At 33.8% G+C, this 15,893-nt stretch carries 15 protein-coding genes; all 15 read right to left on the reverse strand.

All coding sequences use genetic code 11. The features are described 5' to 3' along the window. Positions 1–138: 138 nt before the first annotated feature. The 15 genes from folK to pth all read right to left on the reverse strand — a co-directional run bounded on the left by folK (position 139) and on the right by pth (position 15,840). Positions 139–627, reverse strand: coding sequence for a 2-amino-4-hydroxy-6-hydroxymethyldihydropteridine diphosphokinase (gene folK / locus PYW35_RS12585; RefSeq protein ID WP_016911371.1), 489 nt, complete (start codon positions 625–627; stop codon positions 139–141). Next, positions 628–987, reverse strand: coding sequence for a dihydroneopterin aldolase (folB, locus tag PYW35_RS12590; RefSeq protein WP_016911370.1), 360 nt, complete (start codon positions 985–987; stop codon positions 628–630). Then, positions 980–1,771, reverse strand: a complete 792-nt coding sequence (folP, locus tag PYW35_RS12595) for a dihydropteroate synthase (RefSeq protein ID WP_016911369.1) — start codon at positions 1,769–1,771, stop codon at positions 980–982. Before folP ends, folB begins: the two co-directional genes overlap by 8 nt. A 132-nt stretch (positions 1,772–1,903) precedes the next feature. After that, positions 1,904–2,833: a cysteine synthase A gene (cysK, locus tag PYW35_RS12600; protein WP_016911368.1), complete on the reverse strand. Its 930-nt coding sequence runs from the start codon at positions 2,831–2,833 to the stop codon at positions 1,904–1,906. A 97-nt stretch (positions 2,834–2,930) separates the two neighbouring features. Continuing rightward, positions 2,931–3,809: an Hsp33 family molecular chaperone HslO gene (gene hslO, locus PYW35_RS12605; RefSeq protein ID WP_016911367.1), complete on the reverse strand. Its 879-nt coding sequence runs from the start codon at positions 3,807–3,809 to the stop codon at positions 2,931–2,933. Between the two features lie 63 nt (positions 3,810–3,872). Further along, positions 3,873–5,981: an ATP-dependent zinc metalloprotease FtsH gene (gene ftsH, locus PYW35_RS12610; protein ID WP_016911366.1), complete on the reverse strand. Its 2,109-nt coding sequence runs from the start codon at positions 5,979–5,981 to the stop codon at positions 3,873–3,875. A 92-nt stretch (positions 5,982–6,073) separates the two neighbouring features. Continuing rightward, positions 6,074–6,610: a hypoxanthine phosphoribosyltransferase gene (gene hpt / locus PYW35_RS12615; protein ID WP_016911365.1), complete on the reverse strand. Its 537-nt coding sequence runs from the start codon at positions 6,608–6,610 to the stop codon at positions 6,074–6,076. Then, positions 6,603–7,874: a tRNA lysidine(34) synthetase TilS gene (gene tilS / locus PYW35_RS12620; protein ID WP_103322998.1), complete on the reverse strand. Its 1,272-nt coding sequence runs from the start codon at positions 7,872–7,874 to the stop codon at positions 6,603–6,605. The genes hpt and tilS overlap by 8 nt, the downstream gene beginning before the upstream one ends. An 87-nt stretch (positions 7,875–7,961) precedes the next feature. After that, on the reverse strand, positions 7,962–8,345 hold the full coding sequence (locus PYW35_RS12625; protein ID WP_016911363.1) for a S1 domain-containing RNA-binding protein: 384 nt from the start codon (positions 8,343–8,345) through the stop codon (positions 7,962–7,964). 90 nt (positions 8,346–8,435) lie between these two features. Further along, a complete protein-coding gene (locus tag PYW35_RS12630) occupies positions 8,436–8,813 on the reverse strand; it encodes an FtsB family cell division protein (protein ID WP_016911362.1) in 378 nt (125 codons plus the stop codon). Positions 8,814–8,829: 16 nt separating this feature from the next. Further along, on the reverse strand, positions 8,830–9,096 hold the full coding sequence (locus tag PYW35_RS12635; protein ID WP_016911361.1) for an RNA-binding S4 domain-containing protein: 267 nt from the start codon (positions 9,094–9,096) through the stop codon (positions 8,830–8,832). After that, the gene (locus tag PYW35_RS12640; protein WP_103322997.1) at positions 9,093–10,259 is read right to left on the reverse strand and encodes a MazG nucleotide pyrophosphohydrolase domain-containing protein; all 1,167 of its coding nucleotides are present in this window, start codon (positions 10,257–10,259) and stop codon (positions 9,093–9,095) included. The genes PYW35_RS12635 and PYW35_RS12640 overlap by 4 nt, the downstream gene beginning before the upstream one ends. A gap of 7 nt (positions 10,260–10,266) precedes the next feature. Then, a complete protein-coding gene (locus PYW35_RS12645; RefSeq protein ID WP_103322996.1) occupies positions 10,267–11,775 on the reverse strand; it encodes a polysaccharide biosynthesis protein in 1,509 nt (502 codons plus the stop codon). After that, complete coding sequence (gene mfd / locus PYW35_RS12650) at positions 11,762–15,271, reverse strand: transcription-repair coupling factor (protein ID WP_103322995.1); 3,510 nt, start codon at positions 15,269–15,271, stop codon at positions 11,762–11,764. The genes PYW35_RS12645 and mfd overlap by 14 nt, the downstream gene beginning before the upstream one ends. Beyond that, positions 15,268–15,840 carry an aminoacyl-tRNA hydrolase gene (gene pth / locus PYW35_RS12655; protein WP_016911357.1) on the reverse strand — a complete coding sequence of 191 codons (573 nt, stop codon included), beginning with the start codon at positions 15,838–15,840 and terminating at the stop codon, positions 15,268–15,270. The genes mfd and pth overlap by 4 nt, the downstream gene beginning before the upstream one ends. Positions 15,841–15,893 lie beyond the last annotated feature (53 nt).

Here is a 15,893-nt window from a genome sequence, read left to right on the forward strand (position 1 = left end):
GGATACCGACTAATTCATCTCTAGTTTCAGCTTGATTAATCGCTTTTCACACTTTACCATTTTTGCACATATAAGACTTGCCATTGCCGTCAAAACTACTCAGTTGTTCATTTCAACATGTCCTAATTTCCAGACACTCTAATTTCTTTCACTCTTATACTTTACTACTTGTTCGTCGTTTAGCAATAGTTCCCATATATATTTTTTAGATATTGGTTCAACTACATTTGAGGCGATATCGTTAAGTGGTACCATCACAAATGCTCTTTCTGTCATTCTTGGGTGTGGTACTTCTAGGTCTGGTGATTGAATAACGGATTGATCATATAATAAAATATCTATATCAATTGTACGTGGCCCCCATCTTTCTACTCTAACTCGATGGAGCTGTTGTTCAACCATCATACAAACTTTTAATAACTCTGATGATTCTAATTCAGTTGAGATTTCAATACACATGTTCAAAAAATCAGGTTGTTCTGTGTATCCTATTGGTTTTGTTTCATATATTGGAGATTCTTGGGTAACTTCTATACCTTCTACTTCATTGAGTAGTTTAATTGCTTCTACTAATTGAAGTTCTCTGTCCCCCATATTACTGCCTAAACCTAAATATGCGGTATGCATTTATCTCTTCCTCACTATCTCAATACCTACACCTTCATAATGACCTGGTATCGGTGGGTTATTTTTTGTAATTTTAACTTTAGTTTCCAATACTCGATTATAGTGTGAAAAGACTTGTTTTGCAATACGTTCTGCGAGATGTTCAATTAATTGTACGGGTTTACCTTCCATAATTTCTTTGACCAATTCAAACACTTCTCCATAATGAACTGTCTTTTCAAGATCATCAGTTTCTCCTGCTTCAGATAAATCTAAATATAATTCTAAATCCACTAAAAATATTTGTCCTAGCTCATTTTCCGCTTCAAATGCGCCATGATATCCATAAAAGGACATGCCTTTTAATATAATTCTATCCATCGACTCGAATCTCCTTTAAAGTATCGATTACCTGTGCTACCCTTTTGTTCATTTGTACATTATGAACTCTAACAGCACGAACGCCTTTTTCAATACCATAAGCCGTAGTAGCCACTGTACCTTCATCTCGTTCGTCAACACTACTATTGCCGCCTAACAAATCATTAATTAATCGTTTTCGACTCGTAGCAAGTAAGACATTATAACCTGTCGCAACTAGTTCATCTAAACGCGACATGACTATGCGTTCTTCTTCTCTCGATTTAGCGAAACCTATCCCTGGATCTAACCATATATTTTTCTCTGGAATTCCAGCCATTTCAGCTTGATTGGCCTGCTTTAATAAAGAAAGTAATAATTCTTCCATAACTGGAAGTTCTCTATTACCGTCACCATTATGCATAAGCACAATTTCAGCGTTGTATTCGGCTACGACATTTAAAATTTCAGGATCATAAAGGCCAGCCCACTGATCATTTATCATTGTTACGCCTCTCTTTAATGATTCTTCAGCAACTTTGCTTCTATATGTATCCACTGAAAGCTGAACATCTAAGTCATTTAACGCTTCTACTACCGGGATTACTCTATTAAGCTCTTCTTCCAAACTCACTTCTGTATACCCAGGTCTTGTAGATACTCCACCGATATCTATAATATCAGCGCCTTCAGAAATAAGCTTTTCGGCATGAACCCTTGCTTTTTCAACACTATTATATGAACCACCATCTGAAAATGAATCTGGCGTAACATTCAAAATGCCCATGATTTTTGTATTAACCAAAATAGTCTTCCTTCCTTTTCACATAGATAAACTTATTATAACAAATTTAAAAAATCACGCCTAAATGAAATAACTTATAAAAGTTATTTATTATAGACGTGATACTTAATGCATTATTATGATTTTAAATGCTTAGTCTTCAAAAGCGTATAAAGGAGTAGATAGGTAACGTTCACCATTACTTGGTAATACAGTTACAACTGTTTTTCCTTCACCTAATTCTTTAGCTTTTTTCAACGCAGCTACAATTGCAGCTCCTGATGAAATACCACCAAGAATACCTTCTTCTTTAGCAACTTTTCTAGACATTGCCATTGCTTCTTCGTTTCCAACTTTAATGACATCATCATAAACGTCAGTGTCTAATGTGTCAGGTACAAATCCAGCACCTAAACCTTGTAATTTATGCGGTCCAGGATTACCACCACTTAAAATTGCAGAAGCTTCTGGTTCAATCGCAACGATTTGTATTTCAGGATATTTTTCTTTCAATACTTTACCAGCTCCTGTTAAAGTACCACCTGTACCAACGCCAGCTAAGAAAGCATCTACTTGAACGCCGTCAAATTGTTCTACAATTTCAGGTCCTGTAGTTAACTCATGTACTTTAGGATTCGCTGGGTTTTCGAATTGTTGAGGTTCAAAGTAACCTTTTTCCTCTTTAAGCTCTTTAGCTTTTTTAATCGCGCCTTTCATACCTTCAGCTCCAGGTGTTAATACTAATTCAGCACCGTAAGCTTTTAATAATGCGCGACGTTCACTACTCATTGTATCTGGCATAACAAATACTGCTTTATAACCTTTAGCAGCTGCAACCATCGCTAAACCGATACCAGTGTTACCTGATGTAGGTTCAATAATAGTGTCACCTGGTTTAATTTTTCCTTCTTTTTCAGCGGCTTCTATCATTGCTAAACCAATTCTATCTTTAACCGAACTACCTGGGTTTTGATATTCTAATTTAACATATACATCTGCTGAACCATCTTCAACTACATTGTTTAATTTAACAACAGGTGTGTCACCTATTAATTCTACAATATTATTTACTCTCTTAGCCATTTATACTTCACTCCTAAACAGTATTTTATACCTTAGTTTATTTATCGGATATATTGATTATAACAAAAGTTCAAATAAAGTGAAAGTATTTACTAAATTAAAGCGAATTTTTAAGCGCGACAAGCTCTTCTTCACTATATTGATACTTTGTTCTACAGAAATGACATTCAGCTTCGGCACCATGATCTTCTTCTATCATGCCATCGATTTCTGCTTCACCAAGACCTTTAATAGCATTTAAAAATTTCTCTCTAGAGCAATTACATTTGAAATCTATATCCATATTATTAATAATTCTCGTATTTTCTTTACCTAATACTGTTTCAATCAGTTCTTCAGGTGATAAACCTCTATCTATTAATTTAGATACTGGTTCCATTTGATTTATTTTTTCTTCTATTGCTGAAATAGTTTCTTCAGATGCTCCCGGCATTAACTGAATAATAAATCCACCTGCAGCTTTAATAGAGTTATCAGGATTAACAAGTACGCCAAGTCCTACAGCTGAAGGAACTTGTTCACTTGTAACAAAATAGTATGTGAAGTCTTCTCCTAGTTCTCCAGAAACAATTGGTGTAGAACCTGTAAAGTAGTCTTTCAATCCAATGTCTTTAACAACATTTAACATACCTTCCGTTCCCACTGCACGTCTCACATCTAATTTACCTTGTTCATTTAATGGAAAATGTATTTGAGGGTTTTGCACGTATCCTCTTACTTCACCTTTACCATTAGCATCGACCATAATTTTTCCGATTGGTCCACCACCATCAATCGTTATCGTTAATTTTTCTTCATTTTTCAACATTGAACCCATCATTATACCTGCTGTCATAGATCTTCCTAATGCAGCTGATGCTGTTGGCCAAGTATAATGGCGTGTTTGTGCTTCTTGAACAGTATTTGTTGTTTTTACAGCAAAAGCTCTAACTTCATCGTTAAAAGCTAAGCCTCTTACTAAATAATCTTGTGTCATTTTTATACTCCTTCTTTAAAAAAAGCCCCTCTCAATCAATGCATTGAAAGGGACTTTGTGAAATTATTTTTTACGATCTGTCGGTTTGTTGTCACCTAGGTCATCAATATTTGGCTCTTCTTCGTGAGCTGGCTCTTTTGATTCGCTATCTGAATCTGCATCTTCATTTTTTTCTTCATGAGATACTTCATCTTTAACTTCTTCATAAGATTTACCAACTTCATCGTCTTCAATATCTAATGTACCTTCTTGTTCTTTTAAGTCACCTTCATATTTATCTTCATCTGAATCATCATTTTCGTTTAAATGAGAATCATCATATTTAACTTCTGGTAACTTACCTTCATGGAATAATGATTGAATTTGTTCAGCCACTAACGTTTCTTCAACTAATAAAGTTTTAGCGATTAATACTAATTGTTCTTTATTTTCAGTTAAAATTCGTTTACAACGTTCGTATTGTTCTTTAATAATACGTTGAACTTCTGAATCAATTTCATACGCAATTTGGTCTGAATAGTTTGGTTCAGATTGCATTTCTTTACCTAAGAATACTTGTCCACTATCAGAACTACCAAATTGTAATGGACCTAATTTTTTACTCATACCATATTCAGTAACCATCTTACGTGCAATACTTGTCGCACGTTGGAAGTCATTATGAGCACCAGTTGATGCTTCTCCAAAGTTAATTTCTTCAGATACACGACCACCTAGTAAACCAACTATTTTATCCAATAGTTCTGGTTCAGTCATAAAGTAACGATCTTCTTTAGGAAGCATCATTGCGTAACCACCAGCTTGTCCACGTGGAACAATGGTAACTTTATGAACCATTTCAGCTTCATCTAATACACAGCCGATAATTGTGTGACCAGCTTCATGATAAGCAACAATATTTCTTTCTTTTTCAGAAATCATTCTTGTTTTCTTAGCAGGACCTGCAATCACTCTATCTGTTGCTTCTTCTATATCTCTCATATCAATTTTAGTTTTATTAGAACGCGCAGCTACTAATGATGCTTCGTTTAATAAGTTTTCTAAATCTGCACCAGAGAATCCTGGTGTTCTTTGAGAAACTGCTTTTAAATCAACTGTTTCATCAAAAGGTTTATTACGAGCATGCACTTTAAGTACTGCTTCACGTCCTCTAACATCAGGACGTCCTACTTGAATTTGTCTGTCGAAACGACCTGGACGTAATAATGCTGGGTCTAAAATATCAGGACGGTTTGTTGCAGCAATCATAATGATGCCTTCATTTTCACCGAATCCATCCATTTCAACTAATAATTGGTTTAACGTTTGTTCACGTTCGTCGTGACCGCCACCAACACCAGCTCCACGCTGACGACCAACTGCATCAATCTCATCTATAAAGATGATACATGGTGCATTTTTCTTAGCATTTTCAAATAAATCACGTACACGACTGGCACCGACACCAACGAACATCTCAACAAAGTCAGAACCACTTATTGAGAAGAATGGTGTTCCTGCTTCACCAGCTACCGCTCTAGCAAGTAATGTTTTACCTGTACCTGGAGGACCAACGAGTAAAACACCTTTAGGAATACGTGCACCCATTTTTTTGAACTTACGATTATCTTTAAGGAAATCGACAATTTCTACTAATTCTTGTTTCTCTTCATCAGCACCTGCTACATCAGAGAATCGTACACGTTTCTTCTGGTTATCATAAAGCTTGGCTTTTGATTTACCAAAGTTCATTACTCGGCCGCCGCCACCGCCGCCGCCTTGCATTTGGCTTAAGAAGAATATGAATAAAAATGCAATAATTAAAACAGGGATAAGCGTTGTTAAGACACTAACAAAGACACTTTGTTTTTCTTCTTCTTTAACATTAAATTTCAATTCATCTTGTTTCTCGGCAGTTTCAGTAATTTTTTTCAAATCATCTTGGTTGTTAAACAAGATAGAAGATGTATATGTTGCATCTTTACCTTTTTTCAGTTCACCGCTAACCATATAAACATTCTGTTCGGGTTGAATAGTTAACGTTTTTAAATCGCCTTTTTCAAGCTTCGTCATAAACTCGTTATATGTAAGCTGTTTTGGTGATTGTCCATTGCCATTAATGAACTGGAAAACACCAAATAGGACGATAGCTAAAAGCGCGATCATTAATATATTTCGAAAAGCTTTTTGCATTCAATTTGTCCTCCTACTCAATTAATAAAACTAACAAAAATTTTACCATATTTGTAATTTCTTACGCTAGTAATTAACCTTAATTATACGCATCATTGGTATATTTCTGGTTTAAGCGTACCAATGTAAGGTAAGTTACGATATTTCTCTGCAAAATCAAGGCCATATCCTACTACAAATTCATCAGGAATTTTTTCGCCTACATATTTAGCTTCAATAGCTACTTTACGTTTCATCGGTTTATCTAATAATGTTACGATTTCAATAGATTTAACATTTCTATATTTCAATAAATCGACTATAGAATTTAATGTCGTACCCGTTTCTAAAATGTCTTCAATAATAATGACATCTCTATTTTCTACTGAAGTACTTAAATCTTTTAAAATTTTAACTTCTCCCGTTGATTCCGTACCACCATGATAACTAGATACATCCATGAAATCTAATTCAATATGCGTATCAATGTATTTTACTAAATCAGCCATAAACATGATTGAACCTTTTAAAATACCAACACAAATAGGTGTCTTTCCATTATAATCTTCAGTGATTTGCTTTCCTAATGTTTTGCATCTTTCTTGAATCTGTTCCTCTGATAATACAACAGACTTAATCGAATCATTCATTAAAGTCATCTCCAATATAAGTAATAGTTAATGCGTTTTTAAAGTTAGAATCTATCCAAAAGTCACCAATTGCAATAATAACATCACCATGTAAAATAATTGGACAATTGTTTCGTTTATGTATGTCTATCTTGTTGTCAATCATGATTCTGTTAACTTTTTTGTGATGTTTATTTCCCCGGTTATAATACTGAATACGATCTCCAGACAATCTCGTTCTTACAAATAAAGGCGATGCTATGTCGTTCGCTTCAATTAACCAATTCCCAAATACATATTGTTCATTACGATTTATAAATATAGAATTTGCATTGAACTCAATATCTTCACATAGTAATAATTTATCATATGCAACAATAAACTGCCAATCATCAGATATATGAAAGATGGATTGTTTTTCAAAATTGTCAAATATACTCATCCATTCTTTATAAGCCTTAACGCTGAACCTTTGCTGCACATATGTTTCTAGCAATTGATCTAGTACTTGTGTTTTAACTAAAGGGTTTAATTGATTAAATGCGCATCTATTAATCACTACTTTATCTAGTTGCTGAACTTCATTATTTATAAATGCTTTAGCTTGATCAATAATTAAACTTCTTGCATCGTTCATCCATTGATTTAAATCGAGTAAATGTCCTGTTGAAAAATCTTCTCGTTGCTCTATAACCGGTAATATTTTATTGCGTATATAATTGCGTGTATATTTATTATCGTTATTTGAAGCATCTTCAAAATAACGAAATGCAAATTCTTGCTGATATTTCTTTAGTGTTGATTTAGATACGTTTAAAAATGGTCTGCAAATAACATAATCATTTCTTTTTTGAACTTGATTGATGCCTAATGAAGCACGGCCAATTCTTCCAGTAAATAATCGATATGATATTGTTTCTTTTTGATCATCTAAGTGATGTGCTGTTAATAACACGTCACTCTGAGTGCGTTGCATCATTTCATCAAACCATTCATACCTTATCTTTCTAGACACATCTTGTATGCTTTTATTTCGATTAACAACTTCGCTTAAATCTAGTGTTCTAATATATATTTTAATGTTATGTTCTTTACAATATTGTTCAATAAATTCCGCTTCTTCTTTTGACTCTGACCTTAAACCATGATTAACATGTAAACAAATTAAATGATGATATGTGTGCTTGTATGTTGTATTTAACATGTGTAATAGCGACATACTATCTATCCCAGTCGAAACAGCCAATGCTAAATTATCATTTTCATTCCAAGTTATATCAAGCATTGTTACACACCTCAATTTTAAAAATTCACTTGATCTGTTCAAAATAAAAAGAGGCTCAACTAATTAGCCTCTTTTTATTATAATCAATTATCGTTTTGCACCTTTTCCACCACGACGTGATTCAGTTTGTCTTTTAATAGACGTCAACTTATCTTCACTATCTTTCAAAAAGTTTGTTAATTTCTTCTCAAAATCTTCAGGCTTTGGTTCTTTCTTTGGAGCTTGACGTTTTGGACGTTCTTTAGCTTTTTTTATAGATAAACTAATTTTCCCATCGTCGGCTACTGTTAATACTTTAACTTCTACTTCGTCGCCTACAGTTAAATGGTCATTTACGTTCTCGACGTAGTTATCAGCAACTTCACTGATGTGCACAAGGCCACTTTTACCTTCAGGTAATTCTACAAATGCACCAAAATTCTTAATACCTGTAACTTTCCCTTTGACTTTATTGCCTACTTCAATTGACATATTATTACTGTATCCTCCTGATATAATTTCACTTTAACCTTATTATATGCTTCTATACAAAATTATACAACGTCATATATAGATTATTTATCATTTTTCCGATTCTTTTTTCTCTTCTGGTAATTTAAATATTATTTCACCATCATTACTTAAGAAGTATTCACTTCTTGCAAGCTTTTCAATATATTCTTTATCATTAAGTCGTTTAATTTGTTCTTTTAACTCGATTTCTTTATCTTGCATTTTTTCATATGTTACAGCTTTCTCTTTACGCTCTTGCACTAATTCATCATTACGATTTTTTTGAAGAACCAACATGATAATCATGATAAGAATCATTAACAATAATACTCCACCAAATAAGGTTAGTCGCTTTCGTACCACTTGGCGCGTTTTATTGACAGTCTTCTTTCGTTTATTTTGAGACTGCGTAAATTCATTATCTAGATTTTTAATTTTTTGCGCCATATACGTACCTCCTTATTTATAAAGAATCTTGTATTTTTTCTTCTTTGATTACTTCAAACATCGTCTTAGCATTTTCTTTATTTGCATGCTCAGACAATCCCGTTACTTTCACAACGATAATTCTATTTCCAAGTCTTATTTCTAGTTCGTCTTCTACACTTACCACTGTTCCTGCTTTAGCAGTTTGACCATTCACTTTAACTCTACCTTGGTCACTTACTTCTTTCGCAAGCGTACGACGTTTAATTAGTCGAGATACTTTTAAATACTTATCTAATCTCAAATTGTTAAGTCTCCTTTGTTTATAAATTCTTTTAGTCCATCTTCTCCAAGACCCTCTAATTTGGTTTTATCATACAGCTTCAAAAAGTAATCAGCAAATATTTTTTCTAATTTCTCGCGTTCTACTTTACCTTCTTTAATTTTTTCACTTTGCCAAATTCGATTAAGGTCTTCAATATCATTGGCTTCTTGATCTGAAAAGACATGCGGATGTCTACGGATCATCTTACTTGTTAGTTCTTGTACCACTTCTCTAACATCGAAGAAGCCTTCTTTTTTACCTATAGAAGCATGCAACATTACTTGTAATAAGATATCGCCAAGCTCCTCTACCATATGATCAATATCTTCTTCATCAATTGCTTCAATCAATTCAAACGCTTCTTCAATAATATAACGTTTTAAGGAATCATGCGTCTGCACTTTATCCCATGGACAACCATCTTCAGATACAAGTGTATCAATCGTATGTTCTAAATATTGGAAATCGTTATACATTTGATGTTCTTCTAAAATCTTAGGAACAAATAAACTCGTCAAATTAGATAATTCGGCATGATGATCCATTTCGTATAAAGGACAAGTTATAACATCCGCTTCACCCAATCGAGCGTTAGACACGATCATGACTTCATGCTCGTCAGGATATCTTTCCATTAATGTCACTTTTATATCTGAAGCAACTAATTGGTCATACACTTGAGTAATAATCGTATTTGTTCTTACATTTAATGTTGTTTCAGATAAATTAGTTCCATCTAATAATGTAAAGCCATCATTGGGATCAATGTTAACTGCTCTAAACATATCATCTAAAAAGCTTTTTCCTCCAAGAATTTTTACATTTGGGAACTTTTCTAACAGAAGTTGTGTCGTTGTTTCTGCAACTGATGGGTCACCAGGAACAGCATAAATGACATCTTCAGTTTCAGCTTTTTCAATTAATGTATCTACTATTTCCGTATATACATTAATAAAGTCGTCATGCTTTTCATAAACACTGTCAAAGCTTTTCCAGTTTATATCCTTTAATTCATTTATGACTGGATGTTCTAATGTTCTCGCATATACTGTGTCAACAGACTGCAGTTTACGATAGACACCCATAGGTAATTCATCAATACTATAATTACCTAAACCAACAACTACAATTTGTTGTGCCATGATTTAATTACTCCTTTATTATTTTATCCATTAAAGGTAAATGTTTCCATTCATCTTTTATTAGTATTTTCATCTTTATTATACCTATTATGACTACAATTACGCCAACAATACCCGCCACTAACATTAAAGCTAAATTAGTTAATCTTGAATCTGCCGGTATCAGTAGTATTATTTGTACAAATACCGACATAATTATAAGAAGTGACATAACTTTAACGATAAATAATCCCATGTTTTGAATTTGATAAAGCTTCATTACAAATACATGCAAGACTATTGTGTAGATCGCTAATGACAACACCGTTGATAAGCTTGCTCCTAGTATGCCAAATTGCAACACAAATATATAATTTCCTACCACTTTCGTAATAAGCCCTACAAGTAACGCTGTAAATAATACCCTTCTTTTTAACTTCACTTGTAATAAAGCGGTATACATAATAATAAATGTGACAAATACGACAGCAAGCATAAAGATGCTTAATGTTCCGGTTAATTCATTTGTCTTGAAGAAGACTTTATTAAGCAGTGGTAATAAATTGATTAAACCAATTGCCGCCGCCATACTAAACAACACAGTTATTTTTAAAGAAGTGTTAGCATACTCATTCACAAGCTTCGTATTTTTCTTTTGCAATTGTTCCGTTAGTAACGGAATTAAGACAAAACTAAACGTTGTCGTGATAATAAGCCCCATCTGAATAAGGGATGCACCTCTATCAAACACACCTTTTACTTTTATACTTTCGTGAAAAGAATATCCTGTTTCTTGAAGCAGATGAATTAGCGTAAACGAATCTACAATTTGCCATAAAATAAGTATCAAATAAGAAATTGCATACAAAACGGTCATCGTTATAATATTCTGAGTATCTTTCAACTTTATTTCCCAGGAAAATTGTAATTTAGGCTTTCTCTTAAACCAAAAGTAAACAACAACACAGCTTAACCCTAACACTGAGCCGCCAATAGCTAATGTGCCAGCTTGATAAATAGAGATATCCATTGCTACAAAAAGAACGATAGCAAATAATATGACACTCACCCTTAGTACTTGATCAATGACTTGAGAGATCGCAATCATATTCATTCGATGGTTCATCTGATAATATCCACGAACCATCGAGATAAAAACGAGTGGTAACATTGCCAAACTAGCCATTCTAATCATAGGCGTTAAATTGGCGTCACCCATCAATTCACTTATAAACCGAGCACTAAGAAATATGACTAACCCGAGCAAGAAACATACAATTTGTAAAAACCAAAACATCCCAACAATCTCAGACTGTCGTCTTTTAGTCATCCAACCACTCATAACACTTGGTAAAGCGTTTAAACTTACCACACTCACTATTGCTACAAGCGGATATACTTGTTGATAAGCATATAACCCTTCATCACCTAGCACATTTTGATAAGGCACTCTATATATCGCACTTAATATTTTCACTATGACCATTGTGCCCGTTAACAGCAATACACTATTAAAAATAGGTTTAGATTGTGTCATCGTCTACCAAACTTTCGTTTATCACTTTAGTTAAGAATTTTAAATCATCCATCCATTGCTTCGTTTTTTGTAATTTAAATACCATTTGATTATCTGCCACTGCTATTTTCAGCTTTCTACCTAGAGGTTCAGTCACTTTGAATAGTACATCACCTTTTAAATGATTGGTCGTATATTCAGATGCTGTTAATTGTATTGTTTTAGCGACTTCTTTAATTTCTGTAATACCGAAATGAATACCGTTCAACCTAATTTCGACAACATCTAATAATCGTTGCACTTCTACTGGATATTCTCCAAAACGATCCATTAATTCATCTTTTATATCTTCAAGCTGACTATGTGTCGTGATAGATCTTAATTTTTTATACATTTCAATTTTAGCTTGTTCATTTTTGATATATTCAGCTGGAATATATGCGTCTATTTTAATATCGACTTCTAATTGCGGTACTTCAGATTCAGGTTCAATACCTCGCTTCACATTAACTGCTTCTTCTAACATTTGAGAATACAAGTCGTAACCTACAGAATCTATAAATCCGTGTTGTTGACTACCTAAGAGGTTACCTGCGCCACGAATATTCAAATCTCGCATTGCAATTTTAAAGCCAGATCCTAATTCAGTAAACTCTTTAATGGCTTGTAGCCTTTGTTCCGCAACTTCTGTTAACACTTTATTTTGTTCATGTAGAAAATATGCATAGCCAATTCGACTCGAACGGCCAACTCTTCCTCGTAATTGATACAACTGACTTAGGCCAAATCTATTTGCATCTTCTATAATTAGTGTATTAGCATTCGGAACGTCTACACCTGTTTCGATAATCGTTGTCGTAACAAGAATATCATATTCTCCACCTACAAAATTCAGCATTGTTTCTTCTAGTTCACGTTCTGACATTTGTCCATGTGCAACACCTATTCTTGCGTTCGGCATTAACATGGATAACTGTTCGCTTTTTTGGTAGATAGACTGCACTCTGTTGTACAAATAGAAAGCTTGCCCGCCTCTTGAAACCTCTCGCTCAAGTGCTTCTTTTACAAAGTTCATATTTTGCTCTAACACATATGTCTGAACTGGAAATCTATTTTCAGGTGGCGTTTCAATAACTGATAAATCTCTTACACCTAATAAACTCATATGAAGCGTTCTCGGTATTGGTGTTGCTGTTAATGTCAGCACATCTACATTTGTTTTTAATGCTTTTATTCGTTCTTTATGTTTTACACCAAATCTTTGCTCTTCATCAACAACCAACAGTCCTAAATCTTTATATTCTACATCTTTACTTAACAGTTTATGCGTACCTACAACAATATCTACAAAGCCTGATTTAATGCCTTCTTTAGTTTCTTTTACTTGTTTTGGCGTTCTAAATCGACTCATCATTTGTATTTCTACAGGATATTCTTGCATACGTTCTCTAAATGTTTCAAAGTGTTGCTGTGCAAGGATTGTGGTCGGCACTAGTATGGCAACTTGCTTGCCTTCTAAGACAGCTTTAAATGCAGCTCTAATAGCTACTTCAGTCTTACCGTAACCTACATCACCACATAGCAGTCTATCCATCGGTCTTCTTTTTTCCATATCTGCTTTGATTTCTTCTAAAGAAGTCACTTGGTCAGGTGTAGGTTCATAAGGAAAGTCCATTTCAAATGTCATTTGTTCTTCGTTATCAGGACCATATTGATATCCTTCAACTTGCTCGCGCTCTTGATATAGCTTTAACAATTCATCTGCAATATCTTCAACATTTTTTTGTACTTTCGCTTTAGTTTTCTTCCACTCAGTACCACCAAGTTTATTAACTTTTGGTACTTTATCATCTGAACCAACAAATTTTTGAACATCATTCATTTGGTCAACAGGCACAAATAATTGATCCGTACCTTTATACTGAATTTTAATATAATCTTTGTGTATACCAGAAACTTCTAAAGTTTCAACACCTAAGTATTTACCGACACCGTGATGAACATGTACAACGTAATCTCCAACATTAAGCTCTTGGTATGATTTTATTTTTTCTGCATTAGATAATTTTTGTCTTCTTTTAGATTGTTTACGTTCACGCGCTTTGAATAATTCTTTTTCCGTGACAACAACCAATTTCATATAAGGCAGTTCGAATCCTTCTGATAAAGCACCGTCCGTTACAACAGCTTGACCTCTTTCACCAACTTGTTCTACCCTATCGATTACTGTTGGTATCTTCATATCAGTTAACATACCTTGAATTTTAGACTTTCTCGTTTCAGATTCAGCCAATAGAACAACTGTAAATCCTTGTTTCATAAATCGGTCAAATTCCGATTGCATAATGTCATACTGTCCGTAAAACCTTTGAACTGGTTTACATGAAAACTTAACCATCTCTTCGATTTCAACTGGCATACTTGCTGTAAATAAAGTAAAATAAGCAACTTTATGCTGATTCAATAAATCAGTAAAAGCATTCTCAGCAATGAAGCGCTGTCCTATAAAACCTTGACCCGATTCAACAAGAGATTGTGTAAACTCTTCAATTTCAACATCTAAAGCATTCTCTGTTTCCTTGATTCGATTATATTCATCTACAACAATCAGTGCATCTTCAGCTAAATAATCTGTAAAAGTTGTAACCTCATCATACATAAACGCTATAACACGTCTCAAAATTTGATGATCTTTCAATTCATCGCTTTGCATCAAGATATTTTGATATGTATCTTTTAAGTCTGCACGCATTTCAGTCGGTAATTTTTGTCGAGTTTTTTCATATGAATCTTCCATACGTTCTGATAGTTGATTGATTTGTTCACTTGTGAAAATATAATCACTTGCAGTTGTAATTTCAACTTGTTCAACATTCCCTAAAGAACGTTGTGTTTCGACATCAAACAACCTCATACCATCAACTTCCGTATCAAATAACTCGATACGAACTGGGTCAGCTGTTACTGGATAAATGTCAATTAAGCCACCACGAATAGAAAATTCACCAATTGTCGAAACTAATGATTGTCTCTTATAGCCCATATCAACTAGTTGTTTAGCCCACTCATCTAAATCAATGTCGTCACCAATTTTAATAGATTTGTAGTGTTCATTCCAAATATTTTTTGGCGTTAATTGCTTTTTCAAGCCATTAATAGGCACGATAAATAGACCCTTCTTGCCTTGTGCAAGATGGGTTAATGTTCTAATTCTTTCACTCATTAAATCTGGACTTTGTGTTGAAAATGCTTCTATCATAATATCTTGCACAGGGAACTTAAATACTTCTTCCGAAGGTAGTAATTGCAGGATGTCTGCTTCTAATTTATCCGCCTGATACAAGTTGTTTGTCACAATAACTAATTGCTTATCATTTTTAAGGTATTGTTCTAAAATAAGCAATGCTTTACTCGATTGATTCAATCCAGTAATCAGTATGTTTTTGTCACCAAAAATATGTTCTAAATCTTGAAATCGTTCATCTGCTTGTATGATTTCATGAATAACATGCTTCATTTTATCTCACCATTATACTGGTTCATTACATTCTGAAAAGTTTCCCCTTTAATTAAAGCTTCACAAGCATCAGCTGCGCGCTCGATCACTTTTTCCATTGTGATCATTTCATCGTCAGAGAACTTTTGAAGCACATAACTAGGTACACTCATACCATTTGTTGGACGATCAATTCCGATTCTTATTCTATCGAATTGATCTGTTCCTAAATGTTGAATTAATGACTTAATACCATTATGGCCACCAGCACTTCCTTTCTGACGTAACCTCAAACGTCCTTGAGATTGGTCCATATCATCGTAAAGTACCACTAAGTCTTCGATGTCTACGTTGTAATAATCCATAAGTGGTCTTACAGCTTCTCCTGATAAATTCATAAAAGTCATGGGTTCAATTAACATGACTTTTTCTCCATTTATTAATCCTATTGTATATGCACCTTTAAATTTTTGTTTATCTATTTGTAATTGATGGCGTTTAAGAAGCTCATCTACTACTTCAAATCCAATGTTATGACGTGTACGGTCATATTTTTTTCCGATATTTCCAAGTCCAACAATACATTTCATGTTGTAACCTCCATATTAATACTAAGTATATATTATAGCATTTTTATAATTAT

Source organism: Mammaliicoccus vitulinus, assembly GCF_029024305.1.
Taxonomy (GTDB): Bacteria; Bacillota; Bacilli; order Staphylococcales; family Staphylococcaceae; genus Mammaliicoccus; species Mammaliicoccus vitulinus.